We start from the raw sequence: 17,301 nt of genomic DNA on the forward strand, positions 1-17,301 counted from the left end.
TCTTAAAATTTAGGATAGGATTAAAAAGATAGATTCAGACCTGCTGTGTATGTTTTTGTTTGCGGGTAAGTACCGTAATCTATACCCACAGCAGTAGAGCTTGGTGCACCAAGTTTACCGTCTTTCTGATCGCTTGAACTGGCATTGTTTACTTCAGGATAATATCCTTTGTATTTTGTGATTGTCCATAGGTTCTGAGCTGTAGCATATACAGTCAACTGTATGCCTTGCTTATCAAACAAGCTGTTTTTAATCCTGTAACTTAACGTGATTGATTTTAAACGGACAAATGAACCGTTCTCAATAAAGCGTGATGATGGAAGTGTATTGGTTGTACCTGCAGTGTTTATACCGCCAAAAAATGCACCTGGGATATCAGTAATATCACCTGGTTTTCTCCAGCGATCTAATACGGCAGCACTTGCATTAGCTGTGGAAGACATAGATTCAGTTTCTACTCTTGTTGCATTGTAAACTTTGTTTCCGGTAACGGCATCAATTAAGATATCCAGGCTTAAGCTTTTATAGTTAAAACTATTGGTAAAGCCATATACACCTTTTGGCAAACCACTACCAAGATAAGTTTCATCGGCAGCTTCTGGTTTTGCAGTGATCGTTCCATCTGCTTTTCTATACAATGCATTTCCATTGGCTGGATCAACACCTGTGTATTGGTAACCGTAAAACGCGCCTAATGGCAGACCATTTTTAACAATTGACAAGTTAGTGTTGTTTCCATTACCACCAAACCCTATACCACCGAATGGGAAGGTCTGGTCTACGTTATTACCTTTGCTATCCAAGATCTGCGGCATACCGTTTACAGAATTTTTATTGAAGGATGCATTTAAGTTAGCAGTCCATGAGAAATCTGTTTTTGCGATTATTCTGCCTGTTATTGAAAATTCAATCCCTTTGTTCGAGATATTACCTGGTAAGTTGTAATAACCAGTATTTGCATTACCCGAAATTGCAGTAGGGAAAGTTACCGGGAAAATGAAGTTAGTTGTTTTTTTATCATAGTAATCAGCACTGAATGCTATTCTGTCATTCAATACAGCTAGATCAAAACCAATATTTAATCCTTTAGTACTTTCCCATTTCAGATCTGGATTACCGAATGGGTTAGCTGGTCTGTATCCTGAAGCACTGTTACCTCCAAATAAATAGGCTGAAGGATCCAGTGAGCTATAGCTATTGTACAGTGTTTGAGGTAAATTACCTACTTCACCATAACCTGCTCTTAGTTTAAGGTCTTTGATGACTGTATTTTCTTTCAAAAAGTCTTCGTTTGAAATACGCCATGCTCCTGATACCGCCGGGAAATATCCCCATTGATTGTTAATACCTGCTCTGGATGATCCATCAGCTCTTAATGATGCTGTTAACAGGTACTTATCATTATAACCGTAATTGATACGGCCAAAGTAAGAGTTACTTGTCCAGTCTGTTTTAAAAGTGGAAATCTGTTTATTCGCACTTGCAGCATTTAGGGTCTTTATTCCAGCTGGAAAACCTGTACCGTATAAATAGCTGTTCGTGTATTTTTCTTCTATAGCTGAGGTACCCACTACAGCAGTAATGTTATGTTTTCCGTTAATTACTGTAGAGTAGGTCAAGGTATTATCCCAGGTATAACGGAAGGTTTCATTGGCTGTATTAGTTCCTATACCATTTACCTGGCTTGCTCCCTGGTTGGTTAGGGGATTAACGAAGGTATCATTGTTATAGTTGTTTAATGAAATCCCAAATTGTGAACGGTATTTGATGTTAAATGGCAAAGTGATTTCAGCATGTGCATTTCCCAATAAATTGTTTTTTACATAATGGTTTTCATTACTGTAGATATCATCCAGTGGGTTAGATACGTTATCTGTGTTCGCCTGGTATTTACCACTTGCATTGAAGATTGGAAGGATAGGAGGCGCATAAAGTGCACCGAGTATGGTTCCGCCGCGGTTAGCAGACTGGTTATCATTCACGGTACGTCCGTCGGTTCTGTTGTAGGCAATATTAGTTCCTACAGATAACCATGGTTTTAGTTTTTGCTCTAAACTCAGGTTGGTAGAATAACGTTTAAAGTTTGTACCATATACAATCCCGTCTTGTTGTAAACGGCCTAATCCTAAATAGAAAGTACCTTTGTCAGTACCACCAGATACGCCTACATTAATTCCACTTTGATTTGCACTACGGTAAGTCAGATCCTGCCAGTTGTTATTAGCTGTGAAATTGGCTGGAAATGCAGGTACATTTTGTCCTTTATTAGTATACTCATCACTAATCAGGTCTTTGTACTGATCAGCATTCAGCATATCTAATTTTTTAATGATTTGCTGTTTACCAGCATACATGTTTACTTCGACCTTAGTCTGCCCGCTGGTTCCTTTTTTAGTCGTAATCAATACTACACCATTGGTTGCGCCTAATGAGCCATAGATTCCGGCAGCAGAGGCGTCTTTTAGTACGCTGATTGATTCAATGTTGTTAGGGTCAATACTTTCAGTGTTCCTTACCACAACTCCGTCTACAACGTAAATTGGTTCAGAACCGTTTGGTGAGGATACTCCACGTATTCTTACGCTGAAATTACCACCACCTGGTGCGCCTGATGCATTGAATACTTGTACTCCGGGAGCTTTTCCTGCAAGAACTTCAGAGGTATTGATGATTGGGCGTGCGCTTACATCTTTAACACTGATGGTAGAGATCGCTGAAGTAATATCTTTCTTTTTCTGCGAACCATAACCTACCACAACTACTTCATTCAGTTCTTGATTTGAATCTGTTAAAGTGGTGTTAATATTTGTTCTGTTGTTGATGGCTTCCGAAATCGTTTTATAGCCTATAAATGAAAAAGTAAGTGTGCCGTTTCCTGGAGCAGATAAAGTGTAGATACCATCTTTATTGGTCATCACTCCGTTGCTGGTGCCATCGACTTTAACGGAGACTCCCGGTAAAGGCAGGCCCTGATTATCTTTGACTTCACCTTTTATATTGATGTTCTGTGCCATGGCTACAGAGATCCCGCATAAAAGACAAATGATTAAAAGAGTAAAATTTTTAGTCATGATTGCTTATTTAGGTTTGTATTTGATTGTTAAAGTTAAGGGCTAATATCTGTTAAAAACAAGATATTAAACAAATATTTTTTATATAAATATCTGATATATAGGTGTTTACGTTGATGTTGATACGCTTCAATACCGTAGCTTAAATAACGGTTTGTAGCTGATTTACAGGGCATAGAGAAAGATATGCCGTTCATTGCTTAGCATAAACGATACGCTCTGATACCCTTGAAGAATTAATCTGATTTTAATGGCTTTTATTCAAGTACAAGTTGACTCCAGCCGTTTTTGCTGGTCTTTTTTAACACCGTTTTTCTTTCTTCCATCAGGAGTTTGATTTTGGAACCATAAGTCCAGCAGGTACTTTGGCGAATATTCAGGATTTCAGCAAGCTTGTGAGAAGAGATTTTTCCTTTGCTGGAGTAAATTAGGAAAATCATATAAAATGCTTTATTGATTGGTATACGGGTATTCTGGAAAACGGTATAGGCGGTCACTGATTCTTCGTATCCGCATTTGCTGCATCTCCTGCTAAAAGCAATGTGCCCGGTATAGAAATGAGTGTTTTTACATTTACGGCAGCTATAACCGTCTTTCCACTTGAGGTCGGATAGAAACAGATTACAGCTGTCTTTGTCAGGGTATATTTTACTGAATTCTTCGAAATCAACGTCGGCAGACATCACCCGGTCACGGGTTACTTTTTCCACGTTAGTTTGTAATTCCTGATTATCTTGTTCCAGCAGAACATTCATTCTGGATATTTCTTCGGCCTGTTGCTTCAGCCTGTCATTTACTTCAAGCAGTTCTGCATTTTTGGCTTCAATGATAAGTGATTTATGAAATACTTCTTTTGTACGTTCTTCTACTTTAGTTTCCAGCTGCTGGTTTAAGGTGTCTTTCAGCTTCACATTTTCTGCCATCTGACTGATCATCTGGCGTTGTACTTTTTCTTTCTTGTTTTTAAGTATCCGGAGTTTGTCGCCAATGGCAAAAGATAAAAATACCATCTCAAGGACAAAACAGAAACTCAGGCTATAATAGCTGATTACACCAAAATTTAGCCAGGAAAATCCAAGCATAATAAGGAATTTCAGGGTAAAGCCAAAAAACAGGAAGCTGTAGCCTAAAACAAAGAAACGGGCAGGTTTATACCCCTGTTTGTAAATGTAAATACCAGTATAGAAAGCTACCGTCAGTGGAATAAATTCCAGGAATTTGTAAGTGAATAAGGATTGATCTATCAATAGACAGTAGAGGAACAGGACTGTTCTGATACTGATTATATAAAGTATAAACTTGTTTAATTTCGGTGCATTGGCTTTTACAAAGAGTAATTCTTTGGTAAACATCAAGGCGAATATACTGGTCGCGTACAATGCAAATGCATAGGCAATCTGGTTCCATCCAGTAGCAGAAGACCATAAATACTGATAGGCGATACCGTCTGTACTCATTTCAAAAAATCCTACACTCAGATTATACAGTACATAATAGAGGTATTGTCTTTGCCGCATGGCAATAAACATGATCAGGTTGTAGAAACTAAAGACCATGATCATTCCATAGAAAATACCAAAATAAAAATACTCGTCCAGCGCATAAGAGATAAACCAGTCTACATTTCTGAGTACAATAATAGCATCAGAAATTTGTGAGGATTTAAATTTGAAATAATAAAGCTGCGTTTCATCGTTATCATTATTGATGTACAGCTCGAAATTTTTATGATGAAGTTCGCGTTGGTCAAAGTTGAATTGATCACCAAATTCTTTGATTTTATAGTGCCCGTCTTTTTGGGGCAAATAAGCGGTTACGTGATCTATGGTCTGATCGAAAAACTCAAGCAAGTATTTTTTAGTGGCTTTGCTATTATGTTTAATCTTAATTCTAAACCAGTAGGTTGCTTTCAGATCGGTAGTTTGTGGTGTGCTTTTTAAGCTTTTTATAAAATGCTGATCAAAATCTTTACTGCTTATCTTTTCAAAGCTAAGTTTGTTTTGTGAATCTTTGAACCACTCTATTTCACCGAAATTAAAGATGTGCTGGTTAATATTGTCATTTATGCTCACTGTTTTTTGCGCATAAACAGCCGGGCTAAAGACAAGCAAGAGGATTGCTGTTAGTAAGGTATGTAAGCGTGAGAGTGTGAACTGGTTAAACATAAATGAATAAGAAAGCCCTTGGCATCTGGTATGAAAACAAAGATAGGATTAATTTGATTTCAAATCTGCAACGTTATTGCATATGTCTGTATATGGTCTATATTTGCAAGCATTAACACAAATTTTAAGGAGATATGAGCATAGCTACCATAATATGGAACCCCGGTGATTCACTAATAGATTTAGGTTTTTTTGCTTTAAAGTATTATTCCTTGTTTTTTCTGCTTGCTTTTGTTTTTAGCTATATCGTAGTCAAAAAACAATTTATTAAGTATGGAATTGATGTTGAACTGATGGATTCCCTAACCATTTACGCTGTTTTAGGGACATTGATTGGAGCCCGTCTGGGGCACGTCCTATTTTATGACTTCGCTTATTTTTCTCAGCATCCGTTGGAGGCCGTTCTTCCGGTTACTTTTACACCGCATTTCCGCATTACTGGTTTCCTGGGCCTGGCGAGTCATGGTGGTGGAATAGGAATTATGCTGAGCTTAATCTTATTTAGCAGAAAGTTCAAGGTGAAGTTATGGTTTCTGTTAGACCAGGTAGCATTGGTAGTACCATTGGCAGGTACTTTTATCCGTTTGGGTAACCTGATGAATTCAGAAATTATTGGTAAGCCAACTGATGTAAGCTGGGCTTTTATATTTCTTAGAGATGATCATATCCCACGCCATCCGGCGCAATTATATGAGGCTATCGCCTATTTATTGATTTTTGGTTTTGTTTACCTGATGATGAAGAAATACCCGGGAGCTTCTGGTTTTTATTTTGGAATGGTCATCTTCCTGATCTTCTGTTTCAGAATTGCCATTGAATTTATTAAAGAGGATCAGTCTGCTTTTGAGGCGGGAATGCTTTTAAATATGGGGCAATTGCTGAGCATTCCTTTTATTTTAACGGGTATGGCTATTATGTACCTTAAAAAAGGGAAAGAAGAGCAGACACCGATGAAAGAAGAAGTCACTAAATTGAAAACTGCTAAGCAATAGCAGTTTTCAATTTAGTTCTGTTATTTAACAATGAGGTTAGCAGTATACACAGTAAAAATCCGCCAAAGGCTAATCCTGCGCCTACATATTGTGGAGAGGTAAAGCCATAGGCTGCAATTGGCATGCCGCCTAAAAATGCACCTAAAGCGTTTCCTGTATTTGCACTGGCCTGCATAGAAGAAGAGGCTAACATTTCTGCGCCTTTTGCTGCGCCAATCATCAGCATTTGCATAGGTGCAATTACTGCGAAGGCCAGTGCGCCTGTAATGAAGGTCAATAAAATAGCTGCAATTTTAATATGGCTCAGTAAGGCAACCAAAATCAGCGTAACAATCATGGCCAATAATAAATAACTGGTTGTTTTGAGTGGTGAAAATTTGTCTGCCAAACGGCCACCAATAAAGTTACCGACTGCCATTCCCAAACCCGCAATAACCATAATGGGAGTGATCATATTACTGCTGAAATGTGCAACCTCTGTCATCAATGGGGCGATATAACTGATCCAGGCAAATAAACCTCCGGTGCCTATCGCAGAAATTCCGATAATGATCCAGAGTTCTGGTTTTTTAAATACTTTAAGACTGTCTGAAAACTTGGTTTCTGATTGTGATGGGAGTACAGGTAACCATAATTTAATACTTGCTGCGGTAATCAAGGCAATAACAGAGACTAAAAGGAAAGAAATTCTCCAGCTCACATTATGACCAATAAATGTACCCAGAGGTACGCCGATTATATTCGCTATCGTAAGGCCGGCAAACATGACTGATACTGATTTTGCTTCACTTCCGGGGTCGGCCAATCTGCTGGCGACTACTGCGCCGATACCAAAAAATGCACCATGTGGTAAGCCAACCAGGAAACGTGCTACAAGCAACAGTTCGTAAGTAGGCGCAAAGCTGAATAAGATGTTACCGCTGGCCACCGTAATCATGAGTCCGATCAAAACCTTTTTAGGAGGGTATTTTCCAAGGACGGCAACCATTATCGGAGCTCCGATAATCACGCCTAATGCATAAATGGAGATTAAGTTCCCCGCTGAGGGAATACTGATGCTGAGGGTTTTAGCGACATCCGGCAATACCCCCATCATCATGAATTCTGTCATTCCCAGGCTGATGCCACCCAGGCAAAGTGTGATCAGACTTATTTTTGTATTGGTAATTAGCTTCAGTAATTTCATATTGGCCGCAAAGATAAGATTGTTAGAGCCAATTGTATGGTTTACAGATTTATATGATATGGATATGAAATTTCTATCAGATCTTCTATCAGCTGATCCCAGTCTTCCAGTTCGTTAACCAAAGAAGAAACCATGTCTTTAGTCAGTGGTTCCTGATTAAATATCCGGGTGACAGTATCCAGTGGAATTCCGCTTTCTGTGTAACTTCCTTTGAAATAAGCTGATGCCCATTTAATATAGGTAGCAGGTTCTGCGTCCAGCGGACTAAGCAGTTCTGCTGAATGGTCGTCATTTTCGGCAGGGATTCCTGTTTTCCAGGGTTGACCGTTTAATTGCCATACTGAGAATGTTGTTCCGGCAGAATTTACAGGTTCCCCAAAAATGAATTCATGGAATACCTCAGGAAGCTGATCAGTTAATTTGTCCTTTTCCCCTTGTTCTGTTTCAGAGAAATAACCATTAATTACGGCTCCTTCATTTCTGAATAAAACCAGGAGCTGATCACCTTCTCCGTTGCGCATTTCAAAAAATTCCTCATCTTCACTCCATTGACTATTATAAGAGTGGTAGCGATAAGTCCAGTCCTGGCAAAGTATGGCATCTAATACGGCCATAGCTTTGCAGGCGGATTGTAGTTTTTTGTTGTCTGGCAACAATTGAAGGTCTGATGTATTGATCATAAATATTTAAATAGGGTTTCTAGCCCTGAATTCCTTTTTTGCCCTCCACAGAGATATCTGATCCTTCTGCCAGCATCACTGAAACTGGTTGCTGATGGTTCAGACAGTCGAATTGCGGACCATAAGTATGTGCAAAATCTACTGCAATTTTAAACTCTTTAACTTTATATTGTGCCCATTTAGGGTGTTTTACTTCGTATTCGTTAGTTTGTGTTTCATTACATTTGGTATAACCCCAATAATGACCGGTAATGAATTCGGCTTCACTGTCTGGTAAAATTTCAGACAAGGCTTTATTCGCTTTTACAGAGAATACCTGCCATTCATTTTTACATCGCCAGCTATATTCTACTTCGCGCTCATCCTCAGTTTCAGACCACCTGTGGGTCATTGGCATGGCTTCGTAATGCTCATGATAAACGGTATTAGCTACTACGGAAAGCGCAAATTTAGGAACTATTTCCTTAATGAAGACTACGCCGCGTTTGACGGTGTCGCCTTCTGTGTACTTCACGTAGAAACGCAGGTTAACCTCTTCAAAATTAGCATGAAAAGGAACGCTGAAGCCCAGTAGTTTAGTGTTTTTAAAAAGGAAACCTATTAAACTTACGTAACAGGTGTCGTTCCAAATGTCCAGTTCCGTACCTGCTGGCAAGTAAGGACGTAGGATTTCTTGATCGATGGCATAATTAGCAATTGCTAACTTTCTCCATTCTGCGGTTAAAAAACTCATTAAAGGTTTGGTCTAAATTGATTGATAGACCAAAGTACTAAACCTAAATGATATTGAGGTACTAACATTGAAATAACCTGTCATTCGAATTTCACTATTTCGGCATTATTTTGCTTTTTTTAGTTAGAAGACAGTGAATGAGTGACTTGTTTAATCACTAATTGTCCTTCATTTATTTTTACATATCCATAATTATAGCAGTAAATGCACATTTCTCCATTTTGTTCATTTAATTGGTGTGTGAAAAAGCTAAAATTAAAACCCGCCGCAGAAAGCATATAGGGTGTCGAGATTCTGGTTCCCTGTTCAACAAATTTTTCCAGAATACTGGTGTTTTTTCTCAGAATACTATTGATCTTTTTGAAATACTGCTCCCGGTTCCTATTCCTGTCATTGTTATAATGGCACCGGCAATAGTCATCGCAAAATTTTTTATCTGTACGCCCTTTGAGTATAGTTCCGCAATCCTGGCAATATTTCATAAGCGCAAATTAATCTGTTTTTGTTAGTTTATGGTTAAATATTTCTCTTTTTAATATTTGTTTAGCCGATAATAAACGTTTAATGAACGACTAATAAATATTCTTATTCTCATATTTGGTTTAATAGTCAGCGATTCTATTACAGTGAAAACTTCTTGTGCTGTATTAGGATTTCTGATTTCTGCTATTTAAAAGATAAAATATGGATAGAGTAAGAAACAGTGTGCGTTTAATTGGTTATGCGGCTACGGACCCGGTAATTGTTAGTTTTATTACAGGGAAAAAGATGGCCAGGCTGGGTATTGGGGTACATGAGTTTTTCAAAAATGGTTTGGGAGAAGCGGTAGATCAAACTCAATGGTTTAATCTGATTTTCTGGAATCAGAAAGTGGAGCTGGTAGAAAATATCGTGAAAAAAGGTATGGCCATGCAGGTTGAAGGGAAGTTGAGTGCTCAGACTTATACAGATAAGAATGGTGATCAGAGGTACACAACCGAAATAATAATCCATAAGCTTGAAATAGTTGACAAGTATGAATTATAAGGTGACTATTCCCTCTGTCTGCCGGAGATAGAGGGAATAGTTTTTTTAGAAATTAATATTGAGCCCTCCGTAAAAACTTCTGGTTGCAGCAGGATTGAAATATCTTCCTCCGGCAGCATTCAGGTCATTACCAAGGCTGTAGTTTTGATTGAGCAGGTTGTCGGCTCCGGCGAAGATTTCTACCTGCGTGTTTGCAATATGCAGTTCTTTCCAGCCGATTTTGCTTTGTATCAGGTGGTAGTCTCTGGCATAAATAGTATTGGCATCGGTTAGCGGAATTCTTGAGGTATAGTTGTGCTGGAGGAAAATATAGAATCCTTTTGGAAGTTGCAGATCTATGGAGGTGACGATCACGTTTTTTGGAACACCGGTAAGATCTTTTCCGGAAAGGTCTATTGTACGATCCAGGTAATGATCGAATTTAAAACGACTCAGTGTATAAGCACTATTAATTGACAATCCTCTTATAGTTGTATTTTTATTTGGCAGAATTAACCATGCTGATGCAGAGGCTTCAAGTCCCCATTGCTTTGTTCCGCCTGCATTAATGAAAAACTCTGTAGCATTTTCGTTTAGTCTTCTTACTATTGCGTTTTTTAGCTGGTAGTAAAAGCTGTTGAGATCCAGGGATACCCTTCGGTTTTCTGTCTGGTATCTGATACCTGTTTCATAATTCCATCCACTCTCTGGCTGTAAGTCAATATTGATCACATTGTCAGATGCCCTTATTTCGGCAAGTGTTGGTGGTGAATAACCCCGGCTAACGGATCCGCGTAAGGATAACTCTTTATTTAGCAAGTAGGAGAGTGCTGCTCTTGGCATAAACTGCAAGTCAAAATTCTTGGTTTTCTGAGGATCAGGGACAGGAGCTATACGTTCATATTTGTATTGATATAAGTTCCCGCTGACTGAAAATTCGAGTAAAAACTTTTGAAAGATATCCACATTTAAATGTGCATAACTAAAATTGGTTGCAGCTTTTAGTCGGTCTGAAGCTTGTAAGTTGCCTGGGGTTCCATAGTCATTATCTTTGTTATTGATGTTTGAGGCCGTTTTGGCGGCTTCTAAACCTAAATTGAACCTCCATGTTATATCCTCTGATTTTTTAAAGTATTCCACATATGTTCGAATTCCGATTGTGAATTCTTTACGGTGTTCATAATTTGTAAGGAATGGATTCTTAAAATCTGTATAAGAAGTAAAAGCAGAAAGGACATGTTTAAACTGTGAATTTAATTGCCAGTTGTTCGTTACACCTGCATAAAATGTCTTGCTGTAAATTCCTGCTTGCTGCTCTGCCGGACTTCTGGTTTTACCAAATGCCGGTCTTGCAGCTTTTGGGTTTAATTCATACTCTGCAGCTGTTAGCCCTCCTGGAGTTTCATACTGCAAATCACTGTAGAATAATAGAGCTTTCAGATTTGATTTCGGTGCATAGTCCCATTTTTGATGTATCTGGAAGTATTTCCTTTCCATTTTGCTATGATCCCGGAAACCATCGCTTCTCTGATAAGACTGGTTAATACTGAGGGTGTAATTTTTCCATCTTTTACCTAAATTCAGATTTTCATGGAATAAGCCAAATGAGCCGCCAGTAAGATTTAAGGAAAGCTGGGTGCTGTCTGTCGTCAGCGTATTGGGAGCTATCAACACAACGCCTCCCGAATTAGCACCATAAATGCTGCTTTGAGGGCCTTTCAGGATTTGAATATTTTGTATGCCAGACAAGTCCAGCGCATTCAGGTAGCTGTTGCCACCCGCATCAGTCAAGGGAAATTCGTCAAAATAAATCTTAACATTCCTGATTCCGAAGGGAGAACGTAACAGACTTCCTCTTATAGATAACCTGTAGCTTCCCGGAGAACGTTCTTCCATACGTACTCCTGATATGGTATTTACAGCAGTGACTAAGGAACTGTTTGGTTGCTGATCAAAGGTTTTTTTGTCTAAAATAGCAACAGCCCCTGTTGTTCTTAACAAGGGCTGCGTAGAAAAATAAGGACGAATAATAACCTCTTCAAGTTTCTTGGTTGTATCTGGTTTAATCTGACTAAAACCCTTTAAAGTTAAGGTCAGAAGTAGGAGCGTAATGAATTGCTTCATCTATTTGGCCGCGACTCTCCAAACCACACCACTTACATCATCTGCAACTAATAATGCGCCGTCGTTTGCAACAGCTACACCAACGGGGCGACCATAAACTTCGCCTTTAGCTTCGTCTGCAATGAAACCTGTTAGAAAATCTTCTAATTTTCCGGCTGGCTTCCCATCTTTAAAAGGGATAAAAGCTATTTTGTAACCTGCCAGTACTGAGCGGTTCCATGAGCCATGCTGACCAATGAAAGCTCCATTCAGGTATTTTTCAGGAAACTTTTTAGCCGTATAAAATGTCAGCCCTAAAGAGGCAGTATGTGAACCAACTGCAACATCAGGAACAAGAGCAGATTTAACCAGCTCAGGATGCTGGCCTTTTAATCTTGGATCTTCATGCTGACCGTAGTAAGAATATGGCCAGCCGTAAAAGCCTCCTGGCTTAACACCAGTGATATAATCAGGTACAAGATCGTCTCCAAGTCCATCGCGTTCATTCACGGCGGTCCATAACACATTGGTAACAGGTGCCCAGGCCACACCTACGGGATTTCTTAATCCTGCTGCATATATTTTTTCACCCGTTCCGTCAAGATTGACTTCCAGAATATTAGCACGGCGTACTTCGTGTTCCATGCCATTCTCACCTGCATTGCTCCCAGATCCTACTGTAATATATATTTTAGAATGATCAGCATTGGTAATCAGATTTCTCGTCCAATGATTGTTATATCCACCTGCAGGCAACTCTACAATTTTTTTGCCTTTCGCAGTAATTTTGGTGTCACCAGTTTTGTAAGGATATACATAAAGGCCATCAGTATTGGCTACATAAAATGAGTTACCAATAATCAAAACGCCGTAAGGCTGATCCAGTCCAGATAAAAGGGTTGTCTGTAAGTCAAATTTACCATCCTTATTGGTGTCTCTGAACAGCAGTACCGTATTCGCACTTGAGCCGCTTACTTCTGCTTTATCTTTGCCACTTAAAGCATTGGCAATTTTCTCTTTGGTATTACGCTCAGAGTTAGAAAGTACAACCAATATATCACCGTTAGGAGCGACATAAATATTTCTTGGACTTTTAATATTTCCTGCAAACTTAGTAACAGTAAACCCTGCAGGTGCTACAGGCGTTTTTTCTGCTGGCCATCCTATTACTTTACTGAATTTGGTTTTTGAAGCGCCGGTATCTGGTGCCGGCAGGTTCAATGCATTTGTAGTTGTATCAGTACCCACTGTATCTGTCTTTGTTGTATTCGTTTTTGTTTGCGAATTACAAGAAAGTATGAATGGGACGGTACTCAGCAAAAGAAGATATCTTTTCATTGGAATATGGTTTTTAAGAGTGCATATATTAAATTAATGATAATCAGGAGCTTGCTAAAGCTATTTTGTTAACAAGTTAATTGAAAGGATGTTTCATGAAAAAAATATATTTCAATGTGAGCTGTGAATTTAAGTATTAAAATTGTTTTAGGTACAGGGCGTTCTAAAAAAAAAGTCCTGCTCAATGAAGAGCAGGACTTTTAAAATAAAATTACCTCAGTAACTAAGCTAGTTTTGATTGTAAGTTTTCATCAATTGCAGCTAAGAATTCTTCAGTATATAAATAGTGTTTACCATGCTCTACTTTGTTACCATGGATACAAACAGCTAAATCTTTAGTCATTTTCCCACTTTCAACAGTTTCAATACAAACCTGCTCTAAAGCGTGACAGAAGTTGATTAATGGCTGATTGTTATCTAGTACACCACGGAATTCCAATCCTCTTGTCCATGCAAAGATAGAAGCAATAGGGTTAGTAGAAGTTGGTTTACCAGCTTGGTGATCACGGTAGTGACGGGTTACAGTACCATGCGCTGCTTCTGCTTCCATAGTTTTTCCATCTGGTGTAACTAATACTGAAGTCATTAAGCCTAATGAACCAAATCCTTGTGCAACTGTATCAGATTGAACGTCTCCGTCATAGTTTTTACAAGCCCAAACAAAATTACCATTCCATTTCAAGGCAGAAGCTACCATGTCATCGATTAAACGGTGCTCATAAGTAATACCTGCTTCTTTAAATTTAGTTAAGAAGTCATTTTCATAAATCTCCTGGAAGATATCTTTGAAACGACCATCATATTTTTTAAGAATAGTGTTTTTTGTAGATAAGTATAACGGCCATTTTTTGATTAATGCCTGATTGAAACAAGCATGTGCAAAACCACGGATACTTTCATCAGTGTTGTACATTGCTAAAGCAACACCATCACCTTTGAAGTTATATACATCGAATGACTGAACTTCACCACCGTCTTCAGGAGTGAATGTCAAAGTTAATTTACCTTTTCCTTTAGTTACTAAATCAGTAGCACGGTATTGGTCACCAAAAGCATGACGGCCGATGCAGATCGGTGCAGTCCAGTTTGGCACTAAACGAGGAACATTGCTCATCACAATTGGTTCACGGAAAACAGTACCATCTAAAATATTACGGATGGTTCCGTTTGGTGACTTCCACATTTGTTTTAAATTAAATTCTTTTACGCGGTCTTCATCAGGAGTAATGGTAGCACATTTAATACCCACACCGTATTTTTTAATGGCTTCAGCTGAATCAATAGTTACCTGATCATTAGTCTCATCACGGTATTCTATACCAAGATCATAATATTTAATATCAAGATCAAGATAAGGTAAAATCAGTTTATCCTTAATGAATTTCCAGATGATACGGGTCATCTCATCACCATCTAACTCTACAACTGGCTGGTCTACTTTAATTTTTTGTACAGACATATTATGGTTTCAATTTTAACTTTATAAAAAAACAAAGATATAAATTTTGAGTTTATAGCCTCATTTTCGCGTAAATTACCAAAACAAATGAAGATTAAGTAACGTTATATTGACATAAAACATTAAGCTATGGTTACAGACGCAAATAATGCAGGTGAAAGTAAAGGTTCTGGAGATAAACTTCATGATTCTGACTTAGGAGAGACAAAAGATTTTAACCAGTTGTCTTTTGATAAAGAGAAAAATAGTTACGAGCTTGATGTAAAAGGGCCGGATAAGGACTATGATCATCCACTTCCATATGATACTACAGCAGAGAACGGTGGTGATGAAAATTCAGATTACGATGAGGCCAATCCATATGTAGGTGATGAGTATGCGACCTGGGCGGAAAAGAGAAAAGCTGAGCTGGATAATCAGGGAATGCACATTGATCACGGAAATATTGTAGAAGTCAATCCTGAAGATGAATTTCTTGCCAGAACATCAGAAGATGAGCGTACAGATCTTGATGAAGAAGGATATCCGAAAAATGATGAGCCTAAATTAAGGTAGCAGATCCAGATTCAGGCGTTTACGCATGTCTTCCAGTTTAGGATTCTTTTCTAAAAGATAATGGTATTTTTCAATGCTGGTATACAATCGGTTTTCAATCTTATTTTCTACTCTTTTAGTAACGATTCCTACGCTGTAATTCTTTAACCTTGTTCTCAGGAAATTTAGAAATTCTACCAGTTCATTCTGAAGGATACTTTCCTGTGCAAGGTTAGTAATACATACTGTAATTTGTTCAGGGGTGGTTAGCTCTGGATCATTTGTAGTCAGTATAGTATAAAAGTTGATTTTATTTTCTTCTTTAATCTTTTGTCTGTATTCTTTCCAGAGTACCATTAACTCTTCATGAGTGAAAGGTTCTTTCTCTTCACCAAATACGAATTTTGGTTCATTACTTTCTATACCACCGTCTGCATTGGTAAGGGAGGTAAGGGATGGTATCATCGTTCCTCCAGTCATATTTCCTAAAGGATTCGGTTTTAAAGCAATCTTATTAACAGAGTTCAGATTAGGAGTTACTGAAACGCGGCTAACTTCAGCAGGAATAACCGGAGGTATTGAAGCAGTAGATTTAACGGGCGTTTCTATAGGTTTAGCGGACATTCCTGCAGGAGGTGGCAGAGGCTCAGGCCTTTCCACATTCACTACAGGCGCAGTTTTTACATCAGTTTTTTTTTTAGTCTGATCTGTGTCAGTTGCTGTTGTAGATGCAGTATGGGGTAGTTGCGCGAGTTGCAGGACTGATGGAATATGACACATCTTAATCAGTGCCAATTCAACTTGCAGCCGCTGATTTTTGCTGTTCTTATAGGTAAGATCACACTGATTAGCCAGGTTAAGTGCCGTAAGAATAAACGATACCTGTATTTGCTGACTTTGCGAGATATATTTCTGTTTAATATTCTCGCTGACTTCCAGTAGCTTTACTGTTTGCGGGTCTTTGCTGACTAATAAATTGCGCAGGTGACTTGCCAGTCCATTAATGAAATTGTTTCCATCAAAACCATTGTTCAGAATTTCATCGAATAATACCAGTGCTAAACTTACGTCTGCATTGTTAAGATATTGAGTCAGCTTAAAATAGTAGTCGTAATCCAGAATATTCAGATTATCGATTACAGCTTTATAAGTCAGATTCTTATTGGTATAACTTACGATCTGGTCAAACATCGAAAGCGCATCGCGTAAACCACCATCTGCTTTTTGGGCAATAATATGCAGCCCGTCTGCTTCTACAGTAATTTGTTCACGGATAGCAATCTTATTCAGGTGACTGGAAATGTCATCTACCTGAATCCTGTTGAAGTCAAAGATCTGACAACGTGAAAGGATAGTTGGTAAGATTTTATGCTTTTCTGTTGTTGCCAGTATAAATATGGCATAAGAAGGCGGTTCCTCCAGTGTTTTCAAAAATGCATTGAATGCATTTGCAGAAAGCATGTGTACCTCATCTATAATATAAATTTTGTATTTGCCAGCTTGTGGCGGGATACGGACCTGCTCAATCAGGCTGCGTATGTCGTCTACTGAATTGTTGGATGCAGCATCCAACTCATGAAAGTTGAAAGAGTGACCAGTCTGAAATGAAACACATGATTCACAAGTTCCACAGGCTTCAACTTCACTGGTTAAATTAGTACAGTTAATTGTTTTGGCGAGAATCCTTGCACAAGTTGTTTTACCAACCCCCCTTGGTCCGCAAAAAAGAAATGCCTGGGCGAGCTGATTATTTTTAATCGCATTTTTTAAAGTTCCGGTAATGTGGTTTTGTCCTACAACAGTTTCAAACGTTGCTGGACGATACTTACGAGCCGAGACAATAAAATTTTCCATTTCACTGCGAAATTATAAAATTTTTATGGAGCAGAAGGGATTTTGGACAAAATAAAATGAAACACATTGTGGTTATAGCGATCATTTGATACTATGGGGTCTATTAGTCTTATTATATTTTGTTTTTAGTTTTGTGTAATTATTAAAATTAGCTAAATCTAATTTATTAGATTTGCTGAAA

Annotated in this window: 13 protein-coding genes; 3 read left to right on the forward strand and 10 right to left on the reverse strand. The window is 38.4% G+C overall.

What is annotated here, in order from left to right; all coding sequences use genetic code 11:
• Positions 1-20: 20 nt before the first annotated feature.
• Together ABIB30_RS07705 and ABIB30_RS07710 are read right to left on the reverse strand one after the other, a co-directional pair.
• Positions 21-3,071 (reverse strand): SusC/RagA family TonB-linked outer membrane protein, encoded by a 3,051-nt coding sequence (locus tag ABIB30_RS07705; protein WP_354300727.1) that lies wholly within the window; start codon positions 3,069-3,071, stop codon positions 21-23.
• Positions 3,072-3,328: 257 nt separating this feature from the next.
• Positions 3,329-5,236, reverse strand: a complete 1,908-nt coding sequence (locus ABIB30_RS07710; RefSeq protein ID WP_354300729.1) for a 7TM diverse intracellular signaling domain-containing protein — start codon at positions 5,234-5,236, stop codon at positions 3,329-3,331.
• A 134-nt stretch (positions 5,237-5,370) separates the two neighbouring features.
• On the opposite strand from ABIB30_RS07710, the gene lgt reads away from it, so the two are divergent.
• Positions 5,371-6,228 (forward strand): prolipoprotein diacylglyceryl transferase, encoded by an 858-nt coding sequence (gene lgt, locus ABIB30_RS07715; RefSeq protein ID WP_354300731.1) that lies wholly within the window; start codon positions 5,371-5,373, stop codon positions 6,226-6,228.
• On the opposite strand, the gene ABIB30_RS07720 is transcribed toward lgt, so the two are convergent.
• The 4 genes from ABIB30_RS07720 to ABIB30_RS07735 all read right to left on the reverse strand — a co-directional run bounded on the left by ABIB30_RS07720 (position 6,218) and on the right by ABIB30_RS07735 (position 9,309).
• A complete protein-coding gene (locus tag ABIB30_RS07720) occupies positions 6,218-7,414 on the reverse strand; it encodes an MFS transporter (protein WP_354300732.1) in 1,197 nt (398 codons plus the stop codon). The genes lgt and ABIB30_RS07720 overlap by 11 nt on opposite strands.
• Before the next feature lie 41 nt (positions 7,415-7,455).
• On the reverse strand, positions 7,456-8,094 hold the full coding sequence (locus ABIB30_RS07725) for a hypothetical protein (RefSeq protein ID WP_354300735.1): 639 nt from the start codon (positions 8,092-8,094) through the stop codon (positions 7,456-7,458).
• A gap of 19 nt (positions 8,095-8,113) precedes the next feature.
• Positions 8,114-8,827 (reverse strand): YqjF family protein, encoded by a 714-nt coding sequence (locus ABIB30_RS07730; RefSeq protein WP_354300738.1) that lies wholly within the window; start codon positions 8,825-8,827, stop codon positions 8,114-8,116.
• A 119-nt stretch (positions 8,828-8,946) separates the two neighbouring features.
• Positions 8,947-9,309, reverse strand: coding sequence for a hypothetical protein (locus ABIB30_RS07735; RefSeq protein ID WP_354300740.1), 363 nt, complete (start codon positions 9,307-9,309; stop codon positions 8,947-8,949).
• 202 nt (positions 9,310-9,511) lie between these two features.
• On the opposite strand from ABIB30_RS07735, the gene ABIB30_RS07740 reads away from it, so the two are divergent.
• Positions 9,512-9,853 carry a single-stranded DNA-binding protein gene (locus tag ABIB30_RS07740; protein ID WP_354300742.1) on the forward strand — a complete coding sequence of 114 codons (342 nt, stop codon included), beginning with the start codon at positions 9,512-9,514 and terminating at the stop codon, positions 9,851-9,853.
• Between the two features lie 45 nt (positions 9,854-9,898).
• Here the strand turns inward: ABIB30_RS07740 and ABIB30_RS07745 are convergent, their stop codons facing one another.
• The 3 genes from ABIB30_RS07745 to ABIB30_RS07755 form a co-directional block, all read right to left on the reverse strand.
• Positions 9,899-11,956, reverse strand: a complete 2,058-nt coding sequence (locus ABIB30_RS07745) for a TonB-dependent receptor (protein ID WP_354300744.1) — start codon at positions 11,954-11,956, stop codon at positions 9,899-9,901.
• Positions 11,957-13,273 carry a PQQ-dependent sugar dehydrogenase gene (locus tag ABIB30_RS07750; RefSeq protein WP_354300746.1) on the reverse strand — a complete coding sequence of 439 codons (1,317 nt, stop codon included), beginning with the start codon at positions 13,271-13,273 and terminating at the stop codon, positions 11,957-11,959.
• A 223-nt stretch (positions 13,274-13,496) separates the two neighbouring features.
• Positions 13,497-14,732, reverse strand: coding sequence for an isocitrate dehydrogenase (NADP(+)) (locus ABIB30_RS07755; protein ID WP_354300749.1), 1,236 nt, complete (start codon positions 14,730-14,732; stop codon positions 13,497-13,499).
• Between the two features lie 129 nt (positions 14,733-14,861).
• Here ABIB30_RS07755 and ABIB30_RS07760 point away from each other — a divergent pair, with 129 nt between their 5' ends.
• Positions 14,862-15,287, forward strand: coding sequence for a hypothetical protein (locus ABIB30_RS07760; protein ID WP_354300750.1), 426 nt, complete (start codon positions 14,862-14,864; stop codon positions 15,285-15,287).
• On the opposite strand, the gene ABIB30_RS07765 is transcribed toward ABIB30_RS07760, so the two are convergent.
• Complete coding sequence (locus tag ABIB30_RS07765) at positions 15,279-17,120, reverse strand: DNA polymerase III subunit gamma/tau (RefSeq protein ID WP_354300752.1); 1,842 nt, start codon at positions 17,118-17,120, stop codon at positions 15,279-15,281. The genes ABIB30_RS07760 and ABIB30_RS07765 overlap by 9 nt on opposite strands.
• Positions 17,121-17,301 lie beyond the last annotated feature (181 nt).

It is taken from the genome of Pedobacter sp. UYP1, assembly GCF_040547305.1.
Classification (GTDB): domain Bacteria; phylum Bacteroidota; class Bacteroidia; order Sphingobacteriales; family Sphingobacteriaceae; genus Pedobacter.